23 protein-coding genes are annotated in these 22,163 nt (G+C 62.1%); all 23 read right to left on the bottom strand.

The genetic code is table 11. From position 1 onward, the window contains the following. Positions 1-49 precede the first annotated feature (49 nt). Positions 50-595, bottom strand: a complete 546-nt coding sequence (locus NGR_RS12880) for a rod-binding protein (protein WP_012706887.1) — start codon at positions 593-595, stop codon at positions 50-52. 89 nt (positions 596-684) lie between these two features. Then, positions 685-1,098, bottom strand: coding sequence for a hypothetical protein (locus tag NGR_RS12875; protein ID WP_012706886.1), 414 nt, complete (start codon positions 1,096-1,098; stop codon positions 685-687). Positions 1,099-1,109: 11 nt separating this feature from the next. Further along, positions 1,110-1,862 (bottom strand): flagellar biosynthetic protein FliR, encoded by a 753-nt coding sequence (fliR, locus tag NGR_RS12870; RefSeq protein ID WP_012706885.1) that lies wholly within the window; start codon positions 1,860-1,862, stop codon positions 1,110-1,112. After that, entirely contained in the window at positions 1,859-3,946 is a 2,088-nt protein-coding gene (gene flhA, locus NGR_RS12865) for a flagellar biosynthesis protein FlhA (protein ID WP_012706884.1), read from the bottom strand. Before flhA ends, fliR begins: the two co-directional genes overlap by 4 nt. A 113-nt stretch (positions 3,947-4,059) precedes the next feature. Continuing rightward, positions 4,060-4,326 (bottom strand): flagellar biosynthesis protein FliQ, encoded by a 267-nt coding sequence (fliQ, locus tag NGR_RS12860; protein WP_012706883.1) that lies wholly within the window; start codon positions 4,324-4,326, stop codon positions 4,060-4,062. Between the two features lie 169 nt (positions 4,327-4,495). Further along, positions 4,496-4,942 (bottom strand): flagellar hook assembly protein FlgD, encoded by a 447-nt coding sequence (flgD, locus tag NGR_RS12855; RefSeq protein WP_012706882.1) that lies wholly within the window; start codon positions 4,940-4,942, stop codon positions 4,496-4,498. After that, entirely contained in the window at positions 4,933-5,382 is a 450-nt protein-coding gene (flbT, locus tag NGR_RS12850) for a flagellar biosynthesis repressor FlbT (protein WP_012706881.1), read from the bottom strand. Before flbT ends, flgD begins: the two co-directional genes overlap by 10 nt. Continuing rightward, positions 5,379-5,726, bottom strand: a complete 348-nt coding sequence (gene flaF, locus NGR_RS12845) for a flagellar biosynthesis regulator FlaF (protein WP_012706880.1) — start codon at positions 5,724-5,726, stop codon at positions 5,379-5,381. Before flaF ends, flbT begins: the two co-directional genes overlap by 4 nt. A gap of 37 nt (positions 5,727-5,763) precedes the next feature. Beyond that, a complete protein-coding gene (locus NGR_RS12840; protein ID WP_012706879.1) occupies positions 5,764-6,816 on the bottom strand; it encodes a flagellar hook-associated family protein in 1,053 nt (350 codons plus the stop codon). Positions 6,817-6,818: 2 nt separating this feature from the next. Then, on the bottom strand, positions 6,819-8,249 hold the full coding sequence (gene flgK, locus NGR_RS12835; protein ID WP_012706878.1) for a flagellar hook-associated protein FlgK: 1,431 nt from the start codon (positions 8,247-8,249) through the stop codon (positions 6,819-6,821). Positions 8,250-8,270: 21 nt separating this feature from the next. Beyond that, complete coding sequence (locus NGR_RS12830) at positions 8,271-9,485, bottom strand: flagellar hook protein FlgE (RefSeq protein WP_012706877.1); 1,215 nt, start codon at positions 9,483-9,485, stop codon at positions 8,271-8,273. An 87-nt stretch (positions 9,486-9,572) separates the two neighbouring features. After that, a complete protein-coding gene (rem, locus tag NGR_RS12825; protein ID WP_012706876.1) occupies positions 9,573-10,244 on the bottom strand; it encodes a transcriptional activator Rem in 672 nt (223 codons plus the stop codon). A 271-nt stretch (positions 10,245-10,515) separates the two neighbouring features. Continuing rightward, positions 10,516-11,079: a transglycosylase SLT domain-containing protein gene (locus tag NGR_RS12820; RefSeq protein WP_012706875.1), complete on the bottom strand. Its 564-nt coding sequence runs from the start codon at positions 11,077-11,079 to the stop codon at positions 10,516-10,518. Further along, a complete protein-coding gene (locus NGR_RS12815; RefSeq protein WP_012706874.1) occupies positions 11,018-12,499 on the bottom strand; it encodes a flagellar hook-length control protein FliK in 1,482 nt (493 codons plus the stop codon). The genes NGR_RS12820 and NGR_RS12815 overlap by 62 nt, the downstream gene beginning before the upstream one ends. Then, the gene (gene motC, locus NGR_RS12810; RefSeq protein WP_012706873.1) at positions 12,496-13,803 is read right to left on the bottom strand and encodes a chemotaxis protein MotC; all 1,308 of its coding nucleotides are present in this window, start codon (positions 13,801-13,803) and stop codon (positions 12,496-12,498) included. Before motC ends, NGR_RS12815 begins: the two co-directional genes overlap by 4 nt. A 5-nt stretch (positions 13,804-13,808) precedes the next feature. Then, positions 13,809-14,987 carry a MotB family protein gene (locus NGR_RS12805; RefSeq protein ID WP_012706872.1) on the bottom strand — a complete coding sequence of 393 codons (1,179 nt, stop codon included), beginning with the start codon at positions 14,985-14,987 and terminating at the stop codon, positions 13,809-13,811. Further along, positions 14,984-15,637, bottom strand: a complete 654-nt coding sequence (locus NGR_RS12800; RefSeq protein ID WP_012706871.1) for a hypothetical protein — start codon at positions 15,635-15,637, stop codon at positions 14,984-14,986. The genes NGR_RS12805 and NGR_RS12800 overlap by 4 nt, the downstream gene beginning before the upstream one ends. A gap of 374 nt (positions 15,638-16,011) precedes the next feature. Continuing rightward, positions 16,012-16,974 carry a flagellin gene (locus NGR_RS12795; RefSeq protein ID WP_012706870.1) on the bottom strand — a complete coding sequence of 321 codons (963 nt, stop codon included), beginning with the start codon at positions 16,972-16,974 and terminating at the stop codon, positions 16,012-16,014. A 302-nt stretch (positions 16,975-17,276) separates the two neighbouring features. Beyond that, the gene (locus NGR_RS12790; protein ID WP_012706869.1) at positions 17,277-18,194 is read right to left on the bottom strand and encodes a flagellin; all 918 of its coding nucleotides are present in this window, start codon (positions 18,192-18,194) and stop codon (positions 17,277-17,279) included. A 312-nt stretch (positions 18,195-18,506) separates the two neighbouring features. After that, positions 18,507-19,427, bottom strand: coding sequence for a flagellin (locus tag NGR_RS12785; protein ID WP_012706868.1), 921 nt, complete (start codon positions 19,425-19,427; stop codon positions 18,507-18,509). 247 nt (positions 19,428-19,674) lie between these two features. Then, the gene (locus NGR_RS12780; protein WP_012706867.1) at positions 19,675-20,583 is read right to left on the bottom strand and encodes a flagellin; all 909 of its coding nucleotides are present in this window, start codon (positions 20,581-20,583) and stop codon (positions 19,675-19,677) included. A 284-nt stretch (positions 20,584-20,867) separates the two neighbouring features. Beyond that, entirely contained in the window at positions 20,868-21,605 is a 738-nt protein-coding gene (gene fliP / locus NGR_RS12775) for a flagellar type III secretion system pore protein FliP (RefSeq protein WP_012706866.1), read from the bottom strand. Positions 21,606-21,660: 55 nt separating this feature from the next. Then, entirely contained in the window at positions 21,661-22,152 is a 492-nt protein-coding gene (locus NGR_RS12770; protein ID WP_012706865.1) for a flagellar basal body-associated FliL family protein, read from the bottom strand. Positions 22,153-22,163: the final 11 nt, after the last annotated feature.

Genomic DNA, 22,163 nt, shown 5'->3' with positions numbered 1-22,163 from the left:
TTTCAGGGAGGACGCGAACAGGCTCGCGAGCCATCCCATCCAAAAAAATCTATGCCTGGTTCTTCTTGTCGTCGGTCGTGAAGAACCCGGCCTTGCGCTCGTATTCGTGAACCATGCCGGCGGCGATGTTGCTGGTATCGTCGTCAAGCCGCGCGCTGGCGCGATCGGCCGTGTCGCTGCCGGCCATCCGGTCGGCAATGCCGATGCCGCCGCCATCGGCCAGCACGTTGGCAATCTGCTCCGCCATCATGCCCTTCCAGACCTCGCCGGACGTACCCTTGCCGAAGACGCTCTCGCTTTCGCTCGGCAGCATCGACTTGACGAAGTTCTGCAGCACCATCGCCTCGAACTTGCGATAGGTCTCCGGCACCTTCTTCGGTTCGACGCGGTTGCTGACGTCTCCGAGGCCCGTTGATCCTTCCGAGGAATTCAGCACCGAAACCGCCGCAGCGAAGCCATTGCCGTTTTCCGCAAGGCTCGTCGCCTGAAAGGCGGCCCGATTGGCCTTGAGCCGCGTCTGCGCCTCCTGAACTTCCGCCGGATCGGCCGCGCGGACGACGTCCAGCACCAGATCGCTGGGCGGGGAAATAGCCATGTCAGATCCTCTCGAGGCGGCTGCCCGGTCTGACGGGCAGCGCAATCAGTGGCCGGAGGACTGCTTCGTCAGCCCTTCCGGATGACGCACTATCGCCCCTCAAGCTTACCGGAAGCTGGCGCGTAACCGGCAACGTGCTGATCGATGAGGTCGAGCACCTGATTGTCGTCAGCCTCGCGGTCTTCCGTCATGCGTGCCTCTTCCATGCTCTCTTGCAGCCGGTCGCCCTTCGCACGCTCCTTCAGCATGCGTGCCTCGTGCACCTGCTGGATGCCGAGCAGCATCTGGTCCTTCTGCACCAGCCGCCCGAGCTGCGCCGCATAATGGCCCGAGAAGACGCGATGCATGGGATGGGCCGAGCCCATGGCATCGACGACAACGTCGATCGTCTCGGAGAGTACGCCGCGCTGGCGCGTCGTCTCGGCAAGCTCGCTTTCGGCCATCCGCTCGAGATGCCGCTGTACGTCGACCAGGCGCTTCAATTTTTTCGATCGCGATTTCATCGCCTTCCCCCTTACCCCCCTTGCATCACCGGCGCGAAACCATCGGCGAACAGGCGGAGCATCGCGGCAATCCCCAGATAGAGCAGGAACAGGCCGCCCAGGATGAGATAGGGCTGGGAGATGAAATAGACCGGAACCTGCGGCGCAAGCCTGTTCACCATGCCGATCGCCACGTTGAAGAGCAGGCCATAGATGACGAAGGGACTCGCAAGGCGCAGCATGATCAGAAAGGTCTGTCCGAGCGAGTTCGTGAGCGTGATCAGCATGCCCTGCGGATCGAAGCCGATGCCGATCGGCATGACGCGGTAGGACTGCGCGATGGCCTCGAAGATCACATGGTGGAAGTCGAGCATGAAGAGAAGCATCAGGCCGGCGAAGCTGATCATGCTGGTGAGCTGGTTTTCCGCCGTCTCTTCAAGCACGTCGGTCGCCGGCGGCGGGTTGAAGCCGATCAGCATGGTGATCGCCGTCCCGGCGAATTGCAGGCCAAGCACGTAGTAGCGGGCCACGAGGCCGATGACGGCGCCGATCACGCTCTCGGTCGCGATGAGATAGATGTAGGTGTGGCCCTTGCCCGCGACCTGCGGATAGATGTCGGTCCACATGATCGGCAGGATGGCCATGGAAAGCGCGACGGCGATGAACAGCCGTACCTGCATCGGGACGCGCGCGGTCGAAAATCCCGGCATGATCATGATGCAACCGCCGATCCGGCAGAATGCCGCAAAAAGCGCCAGCACCGTGCCCTCGGGATCTGTGATCATGAAAGCGCGCCGATGATCTTGATTTCCAGCCCCTTGGCGAGTTCGACATGGGAAAGCACGGGCAGCGTGGCGAAGAGGCGTTCGATGATCATGCGCACATATGAGCGGGATTCGGGCGAACTTACCAGCACGAAGGGCACGCCGCGATCGAGATGTTCACGGATAACCTTCGTCGCCTGCTCGCTGAATTCCTCAAGCTGGCGCGGGTCGATATCGAACTCGACGATCTCGCCCTTGGCGTCGCGCTTCAGCGCCTGATGGAAGACCATGTCCCACTTGTTGCCGAGCCGGAGCACACGCAGCACGCCGTTTTCGGCGAGGTCGCCGCAGAGCTGCTGCGACATGCGCACGCGGACATGCTCGACGATCTGCTCGGTCTTGCGGACATGCGGCGCCAGTTCCGCCACGGCTTCGAGAATGAGATGCAGGTTGCGGATCGAAACGCGCTCGGCGAGCAGCAACTTGAGCACCGCCTGCAGGCCGGAATAGGACATGTGCGAGGTGCAGATCTCGTCGGCGAGCTTGCGATACTCCGGGTCAAGCCGCTCGATCAGCACCTTCACGTCCTTGTAGGAGAGAAGCTGCGGCAGGTTGTTGCGGATCACTTCGCTCAAGTGCGTCAGCACGACCGAGACGTTGTCGATCGGGTGGAAGCCCTCGCGCTTCAGATCGTCGGTGAAGGTCTCCAGGATCGAGAGGGCCGGCATGCCGAAGGCCGGTTCGCGGATCTCGTCGCCGGGCACGCTCGGCCGGCGGCCGCCGCCGGTCACGACCAGCACTTCGCCGACGCGCACCGTGTTGGAGGCGATCGTCGTGCCATGAATGCGGACATGATAGGCCTTGTCCGGAATGGTGATGTCGTCGGAAACTTTGATCTCCGGAACGACAAGTCCGTATTGCAGGGCGAACTTGCGGCGCATCTTGCCGACCCGGAAGGCGAGTTCCTGATGCGCGCCGAGCAACCTGGTCGAGACCTGCTTGCCGAGCAGCAGCTCGATCTCGGCGGTTTTCAGGACCGATTTGACGGAATCCTTGTCGCTGTCCTTCGTCTGCTGGGCCTTCTCAGCTTCCTGGGCACGCCTCTCGGCATTGGCCGCTTCGATCTGCCTGGGAATGAACCAGCCGAGAAAGGCCATGCCGCCACCGAGGACGGCGAAAGGCACGAAGGGCAGGCCGGGCATGACGGAGAGCATGACGATGAGGCCGGCCGCAACCATCAGTGCGCGCGGGTAACCGCTGAGTTGCCCGACGACGGCCTGGTCTGTCGAGCCGGCGGTGCCGCCGCGTGACACGAGAAGGCCGGCGGCGAGCGAGACGATCAGCGCCGGGATCTGTGAGACGAGACCGTCGCCGACCGAGAGCTTGACGAAGACATCGGCGGCTTCGCCGATCGGCATGTCGTGGCGCAGATAGCCGATGATGATGCCGCCGAAGATGTTGATCGCCGTGATGATCAGGCCGGCGATCGCATCGCCCCGCACGAATTTCGAGGCACCGTCCATCGCGCCGAAGAAGGAACTTTCCTCTTCCAGCTCGCGCCGGCGGCGCTGCGCCTCCTTCTCGTCGATCAGGCCGGCCGAGAGGTCGGCATCGATCGCCATCTGCTTTCCGGGGATCGCATCGAGGGTGAAGCGGGCGCCCACCTCGGCGATACGCGTCGCACCCTTGGTGATGACGATGAAGTTCACCGTGATGAGGATCAGGAAGACGATCAGACCGATGACGAAGTCGCCGGACATGACGAGGCTCGCAAAGCCCGAAATGACGCCGCCGGCGGCGCCATGCCCCTCATGGCCGTGGGACAGGATGACGCGCGTCGTGGCGATGTTCAGCGCCAGGCGGGTCATCGTCGAGATCAGCAGGATCGTCGGAAAGGACGAGAATTCGAGCGGCCGCTGGATCCACAGCGCGACCATCAGGATCAGCACCGAAAAGGCGATGGAAAAAGCCAGCCCAAAATCGATGAGGAACGGCGGAATGGGCAGGAACAGGATCGACAGGATCATCACGATCCCGAGCGCGAAGCCGATGTCCCGGCTCTTCGGTGCGAGTTTCGGGATGGTCAGGGTCGCCTGTTGTGCCATGTCTCTTCCGTCTCGTCATGAGAGGCGGGCAGCACGCCACGCGAGGCTGCCCCAAACTATGACGGAAGCTCTAGGCCCCCAAGCTTGCGCGAGGGTGGTATCGGCGTGATGCCTCAGAAGCCGGACTGGATTCTTGAAAAGATGATATCGGTGAAGATGGAGATCTGCGCACCGACGAACGGTGCCGAGATCGCCGCAGTGACCATTACCGCCAGGATCTTCGGCACGAAGGTCAGCGTCATTTCCTGAACCTGGGTCAGCGCCTGGATGAAGGCGATGACGACGCCGACCACCATCGCCGCCAGGACGGCGGGACCCGAGGCGACGATCACGGTCCAGATCGCGGCCTGCACGATGTCGAGGGCGTCCGCCTCATTCATTCCGGTTCGGTCCTATCTCTGCCGGCGCCTAGAAGCGGCGGGCAAGCCCAGCCCAAAGCCAAGCTTTCGATGTCGATGATTCTCTACCGATTCTCAACACTCGCGGGCGCTCGTCAAGCGGAGGGCCTGCAGGCCGTTAGGCTGACCTGCCGCCGGTCCGTCAGAACGATCACGTTTCCGAATCGGACGAGGTCGTCGACACGCTTATCCCGGTCTCGATGGCGATCTCCTTGCCGTCGGTCGTGATCGCCGTCACGCCATCCGACGTGACCTCGACCTCGGCAACGACACCGCTCGTCTTGCCGTCGCTGCTCGTGATCGTCTTGCCGATATAGGTCGATGCCTGGGTCAGGCTTTCGCTCGCCAGCAAGCTTTCCAGATTGCTGTTCGTCTTGATCGATTGTTCGACCTGCGAGAAGGTCGCAAGCTGCGAAATCTGCTCCGTCGCATCCATCGGATCGGTCGGATCCTGATTTTGCATCTGCGCGATGAGCAGCTTCAGGAAGCTCTGATAGTTCAGGGTCGCGTCAGCCGCGTCCGTACTGCTCGTCGATGTCGTGCTCGTCGTCGATGTCGTGCTCGCTGATGCGCTCGACGACACACCGCTTACCGCCATGGCGCGATCTCCTTGCGAATCTGGTCGATGGTGGCCGGGGTGATTTCCTGATTGTTCAGGATGCGCTCTTCGATGGGGTACAGGCCACGGATCGCCTTCAACGCTTCGAAGGCGCGGCCCTGGGTGACCAGGCCGTCGATGCGCTTCAGTTCGGCCAGCACTTCCTCGTTCTTGAAGCAGGCGAGCAGCATGACGATCGACTTGCGGAACATGGCGGTCGATTGCTCGGCGCCTTCCGGATTGATCAGGATCATCTGGGCGATGAAATAGAGCTGCCGCAGCGGTGTCGTGGCATCTTCCGGCTGCAGGACATGGTTTTCCAGAAGGAAGGTTACGTCGTTGAGGAATTCGACGGCAACCTTGCGATCAACGCGAAGCACCGCGCCGTTTACAAAGATCCGTTCGCCCGATTTCAGCGAGATACGCAGTGTGCTCTTCATTTCAGTCCATCCCTGATGATGGTGGTAATGTCAATTATGCCCTGGAAGTTGGAGGAGTCGCGTTTGCGGATCTTCTCCGTCTCGTTCAGTATCCAGATCCCGATCGAGATCAGGTTGGCACGCAATTCGTCATTGAGCTGGTTATCCGGGGCGCGCAGATCCTCGATGAAGCGTATCCAGACTCGTCGGGTGTAGTAGATCGCCTCGATCGCTTCTCTTGAGTATCCCTTCTGCTGTTTGGCTGCTTCCAGGAGCGCGATCGAGCGATTGAGGACCTGCCACTCGCGATCCTTGGAAACGGCTACGCCTTCCTCCATGATCTCGGCGTATGCAAACTGATACATTCAGACATCCTTCATGCTTGTCCTTGTCCTCTTGTCATCAGAGGAAATCTATCAAACTCAACTGCTGGATCCGCCCGGTGAGCGTGTAGGATGTCTCCATCTGCGTCAGCAGCGTGTTCATCCGGGTCGACGCATCATAGGTGTCGACGCCTTCGAGATCGGTGATATGCGTGTTGATGAGCTTGATCTGAACCTCGAGCGAGGTGTTCGCCTTTTCCACGCGCGCTTCGGAAATGCCGAGCGTGCTGCGTTCGGCGGTCAGTCCGGTGATCGCCTGTTCGACATAGCCGAGGGACGCCTCGCCGATATAGGCCCGGACCTCCGACCCGATGTCCTCGTCCATCAGTTCCGAGGAGATGACGCTGGCCAGGGCGAACATCCGGAAACCGCTGGTCGTCGCGTTGGTCGAGCTCTGCACGACTTCGGACGTGCTGATGCGGCTCGTCATGTTCTGGCTCGAGGCCGCCGACCAATCGCCGGCCCACTGCGCGTCATCCGTATAGAGCGGCTCCAGCGTATTGGTGATGAAATCTTCCATCTGCGCCTCGGTGAAGTCGCTCATGGAAGCGATGCCGTTTGCCGACATGTAGGTCGCCAGCGCATCGTCGAAGGTGGTCTTCGCGGCTGAACCGGAGGCTGCGTAATCCTCGAAAGGCTTCACGTCGGTGTTGATGCCGGCGAAAAGGAACTCGCCGTTGAAGGAGGTGTTCGCCGACGCGGTGAAAAGCGACATGGCGCTTTCGATTTCGGTCTTCTGGACCGACAACTGGTCGACGGAATCATTGCCCTTGAAGGTGACGAGCGTGTTGCGGACCTGCTCGGCCGCCTCGGCCATCGTTCCAAGGGCTTGCTGGGAGGAGGCGAGCCGCTGCGTGACGACAGAATTGGTATCGACCAGGGTTTCCAATCGCGCCAGCTCGCGCTGCAGATTGACCGAACGTGCGGTGGAGGAACCAAGCTCGAGGCCGACATCCGCATGCCGGCCGGTCGATACCTCCGTCTGAAGCTTCAGCAGTTCCTCCTGGCCCTGCTGAATGGTCAGGCGCATGGCATTCTGCACCGCCAGATTAGAAACGAAGGATGTCTTCATGATTACCTCACGGCTTCCAGAAGAGACGCCATCATGGCGTCCACGGTACTGATCAACTTGGCAGATGCCTTGTAAGACTGCTCGAGGTCGAGCAGCAGCGACAGCTCTTCATCGATGCTGACCCCGGTCACGTTGCCCAGAGCCTCCTCGGTCCGCGCCAACAGAGCCGTCTTGTTGTCGTCGGCCGTCGAGGCGGCGCTGCGGATCTGTTCGAACCAGCCGATCGACGAGGCGGCGAACTCCATGATCGAACTGGTGCTGTCCAGTCCGGCCGCCGCGTCGAAATCCATGTCGCCGTCCATGGCGGTGATGAAGCCGTCGAGGAGATCGGTGTAGCCGGAATTCGGATCCGTGGCGCCGCCCGGATTGGAGACAAGGCCGTTGAATCCGCCGTCGCGCAGCAGGAAGGGATTGGTTTGGGCGGCGGCGTTGACGCTCAGCGTCGCCGCGATGCCGGGCTCGACCGTGCCGTCCGCCGGAAGCGTTCCGTCCTCCCAGGTGAAGAGGCCGGGGGCGCCGTCCTCCTGGAAAAGGCTGACCAGTCCGCGGGCCATCTCATCGAGTTGCGACTGGAACGTCGGAGCGATGTCGTCGCGAAGCTGGAGAAGGCTCGCAAGCTTTCCCTCGGCGGTGGTGTCCGCGCCGGCGCCGGCCGAAAGCGACACGCCATCGATGAAGATGGCGTTGCCGGTCGTCGACGCGTCAAAGGCCGAGGTGGCCGTGAACGTCACCTGCCGGGCCTGGGTCTCGAAGAGCACGGTGCCGTCCGAGGTGTATATAACGGTATCGTTGTCCGCCCTGGTGACAGTGGAGATGCCGACGAGCTCCGAGAGCTGCTTCAACAGCTTGTCGCGCTCGTCGAGTGCGGCCGTGGCGTCGGCGCCCGTCGCCGTCGCCTGCTTGACGGCATTGTTCGCCGTTTCGAAGCTCGCCAAGAGTGCGTTCAGGTTGTCGACCTCTTCGGCAATCTGCTTGTCGGTATCGAGACGCAGGTCCTGGACGGCGGTCGCCGTCTTGCTGATCGAGTTGGCAAGATCCGACGCATCGGCGACGACGGTCGCGGCGATCGTCGAATTGCCGGGGGTCGAGGCGAAGGTCTGCAGGCTGTCGCGGAATGCGGAGAGATAGGTCGACGGCGCCGTCTCGTAGTCGTTGCCGCCAAGCGCCGACTTCAACAGCTCGAGCCCCGAAAGCAGGCTGCTCTGTGCCGAGGATTGCGAGATGCTTGTCAGGTTCTGCTTGAGCAGAGCCTCGTTCTGGGCCCGGTAAATGGAAACGATCTGGGCGCCATCGGCCGTCGTTCCCAGCATGGCCATGCGGCGCGAGTAGTCTGCGTTGCTCGCATTGGCGACGTTCTTCGACACCGTGGCCGTTTGCGAGGCGGTGGTGCTGAATGCTGATTGCGCAATCGCGATTGCCGAGGACAACGACATGCTGGGACCGTCTTCTTGGAATTACCGCTTCAGGTTCACGAGAACTTCGAGCAACTCCGAACCGGTCTGGAAGACCTTGGAGTTGGCCGTGTAGTTGCGCTGCGATTCGATCATCGACGTCAATTCGTCGGCGATGTCGACGTTGGAGCTTTCAAGTGCGCCGGAAAGGATTTCACCGAAGCTGCCGGAGCCGGCGAAGCCGGTGACGATGACGCCGGAATCGACGCCCTGCGAATAGACGTTGCCGGATTCCGGGACCAGCTTGTCGGGGCTTTGAACACTGGCGAGAGCAATGCGGTAGCGCGGCTCGAGTTCGCCATTTGCATACTTGATGTAGACGACGCCGTCGGTGTCGATCTGATAGCCGGAGACCTTGCTCGGTGCGTTGCCGTCGATGGAGCCGCCATCCGGCGTGAAGGACGTACCGAGCTGCGTCGTCTCGGTGAAGTCGATCGTGATGTTATTAAGCTCGGCGCCTGTGCCGGTGATCGGGCTTATCAACGTGCCGTCCAGCGTCAGGGTCGCCGGCGATGTCGTCAGCACACCATCGGCATCGAAGTCCAGTGTCGCAGTTCCAAGCGAAGTTGCTGACGTCCTGTCGACAATGTCCAACTCCCACTGGTTGTCGGCGACTTTCGTATAGTTGAAATCGAGGATTCGGGTATTGCCCTGTGTGTCGTAGACGACGAGCGAGGTGGTCGAGACGTCACCGTTGGCTGCACCGGATGGCAGATTTGCGCCCATCGCGCCGGCGGTCGAGCCGGCTGCCGTGAGACCGTCCGAGGCAAGATTGACCTCGGTCAGCCCGTCGAAGCCGTTGACGACGACCGTTGGATCGACGCCCGCCTCATACTCGTAGCCCATCAGGGTGAAGCCGGCGGCGTTGACGAGATTGCCCGAGTCATCCTGAACGAAGGCACCGGCGCGCGTCAGGTATTCCTGGCCGTTGGCGCCCTGAACGATGAAGAACCCGTCGCCGTCGATCGCGAGGTCGCTTGCCGATGTCGTATAGGTCGTCGAGCCCTGGTCGGAAATCGAGTAGCGCACCGAGGTCTCTACGCCGCCGGAGTTGTAGGAGCCGTTGCTCGAGGGCAGGATCATCGAGGAGAACTCGGTCGATGCGCGCTTGTAGCCGGTCGTGCTGGAGTTCGCGATGTTTTCAGCGACCGTGCTGAGGCGGTTGGCCTGGGCGTTCATGCCAGAGACGCCCGTTCTCATGGTACCGTAGAGACTCATTGAGGATCCTCGTTTCCTGCTTCAGTGGGAGACTAGAAGTCGGGCCTTGCGTGAACCTGTCTTGACCCGACCAGCTGTTGGTCCGGTTCAGTTCCAGTCGATGCAGTAGCCAAGGAAACGCTTGGAATCGATCGGGTCGAAGCCGAGCTTCTTGCGCAGCTTCTTGCGCAACTTGCTGATGTGGCTCTCGACGACGTTCTCTTCGACGTCCTCGTCGAAGATGCCGTAGATCGCGTTGAAGATCTGCGACTTGGACACCCGCCGGCCGCGATTGGCGACCAAGTATTCGAGGATGCGCCGCTCGCGGCGCGGCAGCGCGAAGACCTCGCCGTTGATCTCCGGATCGCGGCCGTCGGCGAAGACGCGGATCGGCCCGATGTCGGTGTAGTTGGCGATCGCCTTCAGGCGCCGGCGGATCGCCGCGACTCGGGCGAGAATTTCCCGCGGATGCACGGGCTTGCGAACGACATCGTCGACGCCGCAGTCGAACAGCGCCAGGGTGTTTTCCAGCGAAGGCGTGTCGCTCATGGCGATCACCGGCGCCTGCGAGCGGTCACGGATCGCCCGCGGCAGGCTGAAAGCGCTTTCCCCCTGACCGATCAGGAACGCCTCGACAGCATCAATGTCCGAATCGGCGGCGGTGTTCACCCACTCGCCGAAGTCCTTGGGATCAAACCCGGTCGAAGGGATGCCCTCGCGGCCGAACAGGGACGCGTAGCCATCCTTCACAAGCTCTCTTTCATCAACCACCACGATCATTCGTCCGCCTCCGAATCAGTATGGGTGTCTCACTGATCGAGAAGTACGAATCCGGGGATTCACGAACAACTAGAGGAAGTTAATGGGAGATTTTAATAGTTGATTAAGGAATGCGTGCCGATTTGATCTATATCTAGTAGGTCCCTGTTAACTATGGTACTAAATTGGTGTGGAAAAGTTAACGCCCGACAACAATTGCGCTTGCGATCACATTCTCTCCGCATTGTCGCCACAATGCGGCACGGGCCCGATTTCCGCAACCGATGATTGATTATTGGCAAAACTGCGCCGCGTTCGGCGTCCACTTGCCGTAGCCTGTCGCGACGAGATTGGCGATGACCCGGCAGACATATTTCTTTTGCGCCGGATCGTTGTTCGGCCCGGCATGATAGCGAGCAACCGCCATCGTCCAGCTCTCGTGCCTGGCGCGCAGATTGGAGAGGAAGCGCGCGGCATAGTCGACATTCCGCCGGGGATCAAGCATTTCCTCCGGAGAACTGAAATGCTCGCCGTGAAAGTGATAATTGATCTGCATGCAGCCGAGATCGATGAGCTTCGCCCCTTGCGCCCGTGCGGCTCCGAAACGGCCAAGGACATCCTGAACGCTGGTGCCGAAATAGGCCTTGCCCTCGATATTCATCGCGTAGGGCTGCAGCGATCCCTTGCGGCCGGTCTCCGTCAGGCCGACGGAGTAGAGAATGCCGGTCGGGATCCCGTACTTGGCCGCAGCCGACGCGATCTCGCGTTCGCAGATGCCGGCGCTCGCCAGGGCGCTACATGTAGACGTCACCAGTGCGAGAGTGCCCAACGCCAGCAGCCGCATCGTCCGTTCCATCATTGCCCCACCATGTCTCGGCCTGCGCCGCCTCGCCGCCGTTCGGCCGTTGACGCCCCTGCCCGCTGTCTCCACCGGTGCGCTCGCCGGCCGATTGGCCAAGCTGGCCCTGCGTCTGCGGCTGCGAACCGCTGCCGTTCGAGGCATCGCCGCCGGCATTGAACACGACGTTCACCTGGTCGACCGCGAAGCCCTGGGCGCGCAACGCCTTCACCATCTCGCTCTGGTCGTCGCGCAGTTGCCGGAACGCCTCGCCCGTTTCCACCTTCAGGTCGACCTGCAGCTCGTCGTCCTTCAGGCGCAGCGTCGCCGTGACCGTACCGAGTTCGATCGGGTGCATCTGTATTTTCAGTGTATTGAGCGTCTTGCCGGCCAGGCTTGATGCCTCCGGCTGGGTCGACAGCGCGCTCGACTGGAGCGCCTGCGCCCACGCGCCGTCACCGGCGATCGCACCCGTCACCGCGGCGGAGTTGGTATTCATCGCGACACCCAGGTAACGGCGCGCTTCGAGGACGGTCACGGCTTCGGCCTTGGCATTGGCCGTAGGCCTGCCGTTCTCGACGGCCGTTGCTTCGCCGTCCGCCGAAATGCTCATCGAGACCGCTTGTCCCTTGCCGTCGGCGCGGGCGAAGCGGAAGAGCCGGTCTGATCCGGCATCGCCCTGCTCTCCCGTCCGCGAACCCTCCGCCGCGTCGGCGTCCGCCGGGACATCGGCCGTTTCGGCGGCCAGGGCGGCGACGCGGCCGCCCGTCGACCGTGCTGCGTTACTGGTGTTCTCGCCGCCCGCGGTGTCGAGGGCCGCGGCTGGCGGCGCGCTGCCGAGCAACGACAGGAGGTCGCTGACCGGGCCGTTTGCCGGCGCAGCCGAACCCGTATCACCCTCGGGCGTCGCCCCCGCCTCAGAGTATTCCATTGCGCCGGTCTGCGCGGCCATGTGTCCCTTCGGCTTACCCGTAACGGCCTTGCCGTCCGGATCGCTGGCCTCCTCGGCCTCGAGATCTGCCTGGGCCGCTGAAAACTGCCGGTTTCCCTTCTCCCGAACAGATTTGAGCTCGGAGGATGCCTGCCCCTCCGCAAGCGCGCCGTCCGCATCACCCTCTCCGCGACCCTTGGCCGAAGGGGTCGACAGGCGACCGGTCCCGGTGATGGTGGCGCTCGCGATCAGGACACCCGCCTTGGGCTTGCCGATTGTAAATTCGGCTGCCGCCGTTTGCGTGCCCTCCGCGGCAGAATCAACGGCACTCTCGCCGCTGCCCTGAGCCGCGCCTTGGGCCGCCGTCTTCTGGCGACCGGCATCGGCGACCGCGCTCTCGAAGGCGCCGGGCTCTCCAGCAACCTGCTCGTTTCCGCCCTGCCGGGAACCGGGCCGGGCGCCGACCGCGGCGGCGGGCGCACGGAACGTCTCTTCAAGTGGCCTCATAGTCCTTCCTCCGCAAGGAGCGCATCTATCTCCTTGATCTTCGAGCGCCCATTGGCCACGAAACCGTCAAGAGCCGGGTCGGACGCCGCAGCGGTTTCCGCGCTTGCCGGCCGTTCGCCACCCGGCGCGGGCGGCCGATCGGACGCCACGGCAAAGGGGCTCATGCCGCTTCCCGTCTCCCCTGTTTCGCCGCCATCCTTGGCGGGACCAGTGTTGGCCTCCGGTATAGGCATGGACGCTTGCGCGGAGCTTTCATCCCTCGGTAGTCGTACAACCTCTTCCGCAATCGCGCGGGCGGCCTCCCTCAGGGCGCGGTCGCGTCGCGAAAGCTTCCCGTCCGGAATCGCCGCCAGCGTCTGCGCCGCCGTGAAGACGTCCTCGGATGGCACGGCCGCAAGGCCATCGTAGAAGCTCGCCAGCAGTTGCGATTGCCCGCCGCCGTCCAGAGCGAGCTCTTCGGCCCGGCTGGACGCCAGGCGCGCCAGTGTCTGGTTGCCGCCGATCGCTGCCCGCCTTGCGACGCGCAGATAGACCTCGCGCTGGCGCGACTGGTCCATGAAGGCAAGAATCTCGGCGACTCTCTTCTCGACCGTCTCGTCGAAATGCGTGACCGCCAGTTCGACGAAGACGTCGGCGAACTGGCTCGCATAGGGCGACGTCAGGTAGCGCCGCGCATAGTTCAGCGCATAGCGGAAGCCTTTTTCGGGGTCGCCTGCCTGCACCGCGAGAGACACGGAGCGGCGAAGCGCCGCCTCCTCTATGATGGTGCCGGGCGCCGTCAGTCGCGCCCAGTCGTAGTATTTCATCGCGGCAACAGGATCCTGCTGCGACGTGGCGTTACCGAGGATGAGAAATAGGTAAGGGCCGACGCGCGAATTCTTGTATTCGGGCGCCGCCTTGGCGAGATTTTCGACGATCAACGGCCCCTTGCCGCGCAGATACTGCCGGAGCGCCTCCGCGACCCGGGCATCGAAGTTGCCCTCGACATCCCTGTCGGTCAGATAATCCAGCGTTTCCGGATTGCCGCCGCTCATGACATAGACAAGCGCCGCATCGACGTTGCGCGGATCGCGAAAGATCGCTTCGTCTGCCGCCCGCAGACGCTTGTCGATTTTGTTCAGCATGAAGCGCTGCATCTCGATCGCCGAATGGTCGCCGAGCACGACGGAATCCTGGACATATTGCAGAGACCTGACCATCTTGAACGGTGCGAGCTCTTCCGTCTCGCTTGCGCGCGCAAGGCCGATCGCCAGCGGGACCGCAAGAACCGATGTCGCCAGGATGGCGCCGAGCCGCTTCAGCATGTCTCTCAACCCTGCCCCGACTGCAACAGGATCTCGATCCGCCGGTTGGCGGCAGCATAGGGATCGTTCGGCACCTGCAGGCGCCGGTCCGCAAAGCCGCTGATCTGATTGACGCGCTGTTCCTTGAGACCGCCGCGGACCAGCATGTAATAGGCGCTCTGGGCGCGTGCCGCCGACAGCCGCCAGTTGTCGTAGGTTCCGTCCTTGAATGGGCGGCCATCCGTGTGGCCGCGGATCGCCACGGCCCCCTGACGCTCGGCGAGCAGCGTGCCGATCTTTTCCATGGCGAGGACGAGGTCCTTCGCGGGAACCGCAGAGCCCACCGCAAACATCGGCGCATCCGTCTGCTCGCTGATCGTCACCAGCAGCCCGCCTTCGGATGGCGTTACCACCAGCCCTTCGAGCAACCGTCCGGCCTCACCGCCGACCGCCTTCTCGATTTCGGCCTTGAGGGCTTCGGCCTCCTTCTGCTGCTGCTGTGCTTCCGCTTCCTGCTCGAGCGGCACCTCGCCTTTGCGGGCTTCCGCGGTCTTCAGCGCTTCGCCGGCAGCCGGATTATTCCCGGCATCGGCATCCGCGACGTCGCCTTCAGTGGCATTGCCGGCATCCTTGACTTCAACCTGCTTGGTCCAGAAATCCGGATCGAACGGATCGCGATAGGCCTCGCCGCCTTCGGCGCCGGTCGCCGGTCCCGACTGGGCGGCACCGCCCTCCCCCTTGGCGCTGATATTGGCCTGCTGTCCGGCCTCCTTGGCGATCTCGGAGAGCACCGAATAGGGGTTCTCGAAGAAGTCGGCGTCGGAATACTTCGTCTCCTCGCCGGAAGTGGCCGTCAACTGGTCGCCGGTCTTGGCGGAACCGCCGGATTTCGTCTGCTCGCCATCCGACTTCGAGCGCTGCTGCGTCTCTTCGCCCTGGGCATCCTTGGCCGGATTCTTCAGGCCCTTCTCTGCCGGCTTCTGATCGGTGAGCTGCACCGGATTGAAATAGGAGGCAATCGCCGCCTTCGTCTCCTCGTTGGCGGCGTTGATCAGCCACATGACGAGGAAGAAGGCCATCATCGCGGTCATGAAGTCGGCATAGGCGATCTTCCATCCGCCGCCGTGATGGCCGTCGTGGCCGTCTCCGGAGCGCTTGACGATGATGATTTCGTTCTTGCCGTTGTGATGGCTTTCTTCGCTCATGCCAGAACCTTCCGGACGGTATCGGACCAGGCCGCCATTCGGGTCACCAGGACCGTTTCGCCCAACTCAACCGTGAGATCGATGTCGTCGGCAACCACGTGCCGGAACAGCAGCGTGTCGTCGTCCAGATGCTGTTTCAGCGCTTCGAAGAGCACAGGCGATCCCTTGACGGTGATGGTAAGCCCCTCTCCCGCGCCGACGCCCTGCCTGATCATCGTCGCCAGGTCTTCAATGGCGCGCTTGAGCAGCGCCGCCTCCAAGACCGGGGCAAGCACGCGGGCGGTCTGGTCGCCAAGGGCCAGCGCCAGCCGCTCGGTGATCTGATCGAAGCCGGCAGCGAGTTTCGAAGCGGTTTCTTCCGCCAGGCGATGCCTCACGGCGTCGAGTTCCTCGGCGTGGCGCGCCTTGAGTTCGGCGAGCTCCCGCTGGTGCTCGAAGGCCAGTTCGGCCGCGGCTTCCGCGCGCCCCTGCGCAAAGGCTTCGCGCCGCTCGGCATCGACGTCGATCTCTGGCATGGTCGGCCTTTGGGCGGATCGGTCTTCGGTGGGAAAGTCGGCCTCGAGGTCCGGAAAATATTTTGGCGGCATCCGCGTGAGTTCGATCTTCGGCGCGCTGAAATCCTTGAGATAGCGGGAGAGCGACGCACTCATCGGCCAGCCCCCTGGGGGCACGCAGCCAATACCGGCGCGTTGCGCCCGCCTGGCAGAGACTGCCTCATGGTCCGGAAATCCAAAGCGGCTGACACGTCTGTGATGTCTCCTTCGGCCCTTGCCGCCCGCGACAGCGACAGGACCAACATTCTCGATGCGCAACGGTTCGCGAAGGGCGGACCCGGGGCGGGACCGGTGCAACGGCGGCCAGGATCATTTTGGCCGGCAGCCGGACGAGCAGACTGCGTAGGGAAACTAGCCGGTCAAACTTGTGCGAAAATGAAGGTTGTTGGACCGCGCCAGGGCAACAGCGCGGTCCAACCAGTCCCGCCAGATGCCGATGACCGGCGGCACGGCGGAAGCGAAGCTTTTGCTTACTCCTGGAACAGTCTCAGGATGTTTTCGGAGTTGGTATTGGCGATCGACAGCGACTGGATGCCGAGCTGCTGCTGGGTCTGCAGCGCCTTCAACCGCGTCGACTCCTCGTTCATGTCCGCGTCGACGAGACGGCCGACGCCCTTGTCGATCACATCCATCAGGTTGGCGACGAAGTTTTCCTGCATTTCGATGCGGCTGGTGATCGCACCAAGGGTCGCGGCCGAATTCGTCAACTGGCTGACGAGGTCATCGACGACACTGATCATGTCGTCCAGCTCTTCGTCAGTGGTCGTTTCGGAAAGCGCAATTTCCGTGCCGGCCGGCGGGCTGCCGGCGTCGATCAGGTAGTATTCACGCGCCGATCCCGTCGGAGCCGAGACGAGCGTGTCCGCATCCACCGCCATCGTCAGCAAGCCGCGGCTCGCGTCCTGGACGTCCACGAGAATGGAGCCCGACGTATCATAATCGAGCGTCGTTACGGAGACGCTGCCGTCGGCGCTGCGATTGAAGGAGGCCACGATGGACTTGGTGCCGACCGCGGTGGCTGCGTCGTTGTAGAGCCAGTTCTCACCCGAGAAGGATGCGGACTGAGCCGCCGACACCAGCTGTTCCTTGAGCTGCGCAAGCTCCTTGTCGATCTTGGTCTTGTCGACGCCAGGCTCGCGCGCCGCCACCAGCTTCGCCTTGACCTCGCTCATCAGGTCGATGACCGTGTCCAGGGCGGCATAGGCGGTATCGACCTTGGCCGCACCGAGGCCAAGCGCATCCTGCACGGTCGAAAGCGCGGCATTGTCCGACCGCATCGTCGTCGCGATCGACCAATAGGCGGCATTGTCCGCGGCGGTCTCGACGCGGTAGCCGGAGGACACGCGGCTCTGGGTCTCGTCCAGATTTCTGTTGATTGAACGCAGGGTCTGCAATGCCGCCATGGCGGCAGCGTTGGTCATGATGCTGGTCATTGGCTATCGCCCCTGTCGATGGGAGATCGAGGACATTCCGGGTGGGAACCGGCAGGGATGGTACGGCGTCATGCGCGCTGCCACCGTTTTGCCCTGGGCGACAGACCATCGTGCTTAACAAAGCGTTAATGTGAAATGGTTAACAAATGGTTAACGCGGTTAACGGTCCATTAAGACGTGTAAAGAAAAAGTTACATTGCCGGGATCGGCGCTTCCAGAACGACAAAGGCCGCGCAACAAGTGCGCGGCCTTGGAAATGATAAATGTCTGGGACAGCAGCCTTAACCGGCTGCCGACGCGTCCTACTGGCGGAAGAGCTGGAGGATGTTTTCCGAATTGGTATTGGCGATCGACAGCGACTGGACGGCGAGCTGCTGCTGCGTCTGCAGGGCTTTCAGGCGGGTCGATTCCTCGTTCATGTCGGCATCGACGAGGCGGCCGATGCCGGAGTCGATCGAGTCGGTCAGCGCCGCGACAAAATCTTCCTGAAGCCCGATGCGCATGGAGATCGAGCCGAGCTCCGAGGCGGCGCTGGTCATCGCCTGCAGGCCATCTTCGACAAGGGTCAGCGCTTCGGCCATTTCGGCGGTGTCGAAGCCGGTGATATCGAGAGCATAGATGGAAACGCCGATCGTCGCGCCGCCGGTGGTGCCGAGAATGCCGTTGGTGTCCACGATGGCGCCGGCACCGTCACCGCCGAAAAGCAGATTGCCGGTCGCCGTGTCGTCGAGCGTGTAGGTTGTCGTCTTCACCGAAACGGTGCCGTCCGAGGCGCGCACAAAGCCCGAGACCACGCTCTTATCGGCCGCGTCGCCGGCCACCCAGTTTTCGCCACTGAAGGAAGCAGACTCGGCGATCGACATCAGTTGCTCCTGCAACTGGTCGATTTCTTCCTGGATCTTCGTCTTATCGACACCTTCTTCGGTAGCGGCGACGATCTTCGACTTGATTTCTTTGACGACTTCGATGGCGCTTTCCATCGCGGCATAGGAGGTATCGACCTTCGCAGCGCCGAGACCGAGCGCGTCCTGGACGGCCGAGAGCGCCATGTTGTCGGAGCGCATCGTTGTGGCGATCGACCAGTAGGCGGCGTTGTCTGCCGCCTCGCCAACACGCAACCCCGAAGAAACGCGGCCCTGCGTCGTCTCCATGTTGTCGTCGATGGCGCGGAGGGTCTGAAGTGCGGCCATCGCCGCCGTGTTCGTCAGGATGCTGGTCATGGTCTGCTCGCCCCTCGAATGGCATTAGAATGGTTGAACATTCCGGATCGCCGCCGGGAACGAATGGTCGGCGTCATGCCTGTTAACCCGCTGGTCACCTTGGTTAACTCATCGTTTCGATGCGGCCAGCTAAAGCGAACATGGTTAACAAAGTCTAAAGGTGGGTTAGCAAAATTAACAAAACCTAACAATTTCCTTGCGCTGGAGCCCAAAAGCAGGAAAGCCGCACCTTTCGCAAGGTGCGGCCTCCTATAGCTTCCAGCATATTTGAGCGTCTGAGGGATCGACCGATCCCTAGTCGGCCCCCGTCGATTAACGGAAGAGCTGGAGAACGTTTTCCGAGTTGCTGTTGGCGATCGACAGCGACTGAACAGCGAGCTGCTGCTGCGTCTGCAGGGCCTTGAGGCGGGTCGATTCCTCGTTCATGTCGGCATCGACGAGGCGGCCGACGCCGGAGTCGATCGAGTCGGACAGTTTTGCGACGAAATCTTCCTGCAGGCCGATGCGCATGGAGATCGAACCGAGCTCGGCGGCAGCACTGGTCATGGCCGAGAGAGCGTCGTCGACGTCCGACAGCACGTCGTTCATGTCCGCCGTTGCGAGCGCGCTGATATCCAGCGAGTAGACATCGTAGCCGCCTGCAGAGGCGCCGGCAGTGCCGAGGATACCGGTCGCCGTATCGAGAGCACCAGTGCCGTCGTCGCTGAACAGCAGGTTGCCGCCCGTGACGCCGTCAACCAGCGCATAGCTCGTGGTCTTAACCGAGACCGTGCTGTCGGAAGCGCGGACGAAGCCGGAGACCACGGTCACAGTATTGCCGGCGACGCCACCGATCCAGTTCTCGCCGCTGAACGAAGCGGACTCTGCGATCGACAGCAGCTGTTCCTGCAGCTGGTCGATTTCTTCCTGGACCTTGGCCTTGTCGACGCCTTCTTCAGTTGCCGTCACGACCTTAGCCTTGATTTCCTTCACGACTTCGATCGCCGATTCCATACCGGCATAGGCGGTATCGACCTTGGCGGCGCCGAGGCCGAGGGCGTCCTGGACGGCGGAGAGGGCCATGTTGTCCGAACGCATCGTGGTCGCAATGGACCAGTAGGCGGCGTTGTCCGAGGCTTCGCCGACGCGCAGGCCGGAGGAGACGCGGCCCTGGGTCGTTTCCATGTTGGAGCCGATGCTCCGCAGCGTTTCGAGTGCGGACATGGCTGCGATGTTGGTAAGAATGCTTGTCATTTCTGAGTGCCCCTTAGTGGCTGATTAAGAAGGGACATTCCGGAGCTCACCGGGAAGCAACGGTCAGCATCATGCCTGCTAACCAATTAATTTTGTTGGTTAACCCGTCGTTTCGATGGCCCTAGGAAACAGCAAGATGGTTAAGGAATGCTGAAGCGGAACAAAAAATGCGAAAAGCCGCGACCGATTACGGTCGCGGCTCTTTTCCAGCGTTGCGGCACGGTCAGCCCCCGTGCCGGTTCGCCGATTAGCGGAAGAGCGACAGGATGTTCTGCGAGTCGGAGTTGGCGATCGACAGGGCCTGGATGGCGAGTTGCTGCTGCGTCTGCAGGGCCTTCAGGCGGGTCGACTCCTCGTTCATGTCGGCATCGACGAGGCGGCCGATACCGTTTTCGATCGAGTCGCTGAGTTCGGAAACGAAGTCGGCCTGCAGATCGATACGGGTCGACATCGAACCGAGCGACGAGGCGGCGCTGGTCATTGCCGTCAGGGCGTCTTCGACGTCGGAGAGAGCTTCTCCGAGAGCCGTGGCGTCCATTGCAGAGATATCGAGGCCGTAGACGTCATTGCCGTTCGTACCTGCGGTGCCGAGGATACCGGTCGCGGTATCAAGTCCACCGGCGCCATCGTCGGCAAAGAGGAGCGTACCGTCGGCCGCATCTGTCAGCGTGTAGCTGGACGTCTTGATCGAAACTGTGCCGTCCGAAGCACGGACGAAACCGGTAACGACGGTCTTCGTGGCAGCTTCACCGGCGATCCAGTTTTCACCGTTGAAGGAGGCGGATTCCGCGATGCTCAGGAGCTGGTCCTGGAGCTGGTCGATTTCTTCCTGGACCTTAGCGCCGTCGACGCCTTCTTCCGTGGCGGCGACGATCTTCGCCTTGATTTCCTTGACGACGTCGATGGCCGCTTCCATACCGGCATAAGCGGTGTCGACCTTGGCGGCGCCCATGCCGAGCGCGTCGGTGACCGACGAAAGGGCTGCGTTGTCAGAACGCATGGTGGTCGCGATCGACCAGTAAGCGGCGTTGTCGGAAGCAGAGCCGACACGCATGCCGGTCGAAATGCGGTTCTGCGTGTCTTCCATGCTGGAGGAGATGGAGCGCAGCGTCTGCAGAGCGGCCGTTGCCGAGCTGTTGGTGAGAATGCTTGCCATGTTCGTTGTCCCTTTTACGAAATACTTATGGGGGGACATACCGGGCTCAAAAAACGTTACCGGTCACGACGATCCGGCATCATGCCACTCGGTTCCGCTCAGCTCGTGAAGGACACCAAACCCGTCGTGTGAGGACGAAATTCGCAGCCATTTCTTGCCAACAGCTTAACCGGCGGAGCGCCCGGAAGACGACCCGGGAATGTGGTGAATCCCGCGTGAAATCCTATGCTTAACGGATTGTTTCGGGGCCGCCGGATGTCTTAACGGGGGACACTGCCCGAGCCTTAAGTGAAGGAGCGCACCAGACTGCCGACGAGCAGGTTCCAGCCGTCGATCAGCACGAAGAACAGGATCTTGAAGGGCAGCGAGATCGACGTCGGCGGCAGCATCATCATGCCCATCGCCATGGTGATGGTCGAGACGATGAGATCGATGACCAGGAAGGGCAGCATGATCAGGAAGCCGATCTCGAAGCCGCGGCGGATCTCCGAAATCATGAAGGCCGGCACGACGGCGCGCAGATCGACCTTGTCGTCGACGACGACGGTCTGGCCCTTCTCGCGGGCGATGTCGATGAAGAGCTGCAGGTCCTTGTCGCGCGTGTTGGCGAGCATGAACTCACGGAACGGCTCGGATACCCGCGGCAGCGCCTCGGTCTCGGAAATCTCGTTCTTCAACAGCGGATCGATGCCCTCGCGCCAGGCGCGGTCGAAGGTGGGCGCCATCACGTAGAAGGTCATGAACAGCGCCAGCGACACCATGATCATGTTCGACGGTGTGGTCGCAAGCCCCATGCCCGAGCGCAGGATCGCAAAGGCGATGACGAAACGGGGAAAGCTCGTCACCATGATCAGGATGCCCGGGGCGACCGAAAGGACGGTCAACAGCCCGAATGTGCGGATGATCCAGGAGGCGACCGAACCATCGACCGGCGTGTTCAGAATATCGGCGGGAAAGCTCTGCGCCCCGGCAATTCCCGACATCGCCATCATGGCGACTATGAAGGCAGCAATCCGGAGCATCCAGGGTCAGGGCCTGTACGAATGGAATGAATCTAGTGGTCCTGACCCCGCCGAATCATTGGATGACGAAGGTTCGGAACATCACATTGGTTACGCGCCCGTCGGAGCGCAGGTCAACCCGTTCCTGGATGTCATCCCGGAGATATTGAAAGCCGCGCGGCCCCTGGATTTGCTGCAGCGACACGGTCTTGAGGTAGGCGATGATGTCCTGGTGGATTTCTTCCGCGAGCGCGACGTCAGGGACGCCCTTGAACTGCAGCGCGACCTCGACGCGAACCCAGTTCTCCGCCGGATAGGCAAGGTTCGTGGTGATCGGTTCGAGCTGGACGATACCGTTGGCTTCTGTGGCGATCTTCGGAAGGCCCTCCTCGCCGGTGGCATTCTCGGGGACTTCGGCCACCGCTTCCGCCTTCTCGGCCGGTGGCGGCGCCAGAAATATGCCGACAAGCCAGCCGCCGCCGCCGGCGACGAGCGTCAGTACGGCGACTGCGGCGATGGTCATCACCAGCGACGGGGACTTTTGTTGCTTGATGTCGATTTCTTCCATCGTCACGCCCC

It is taken from the genome of Sinorhizobium fredii NGR234 (genome assembly GCF_000018545.1).
GTDB classification, from domain to species: Bacteria; Pseudomonadota; Alphaproteobacteria; order Rhizobiales; family Rhizobiaceae; genus Sinorhizobium; species Sinorhizobium fredii_A.
The sequence above is the reverse complement of the archived record's forward strand: the minus strand, read 5'-3'. Positions and strand labels throughout refer to the sequence as shown.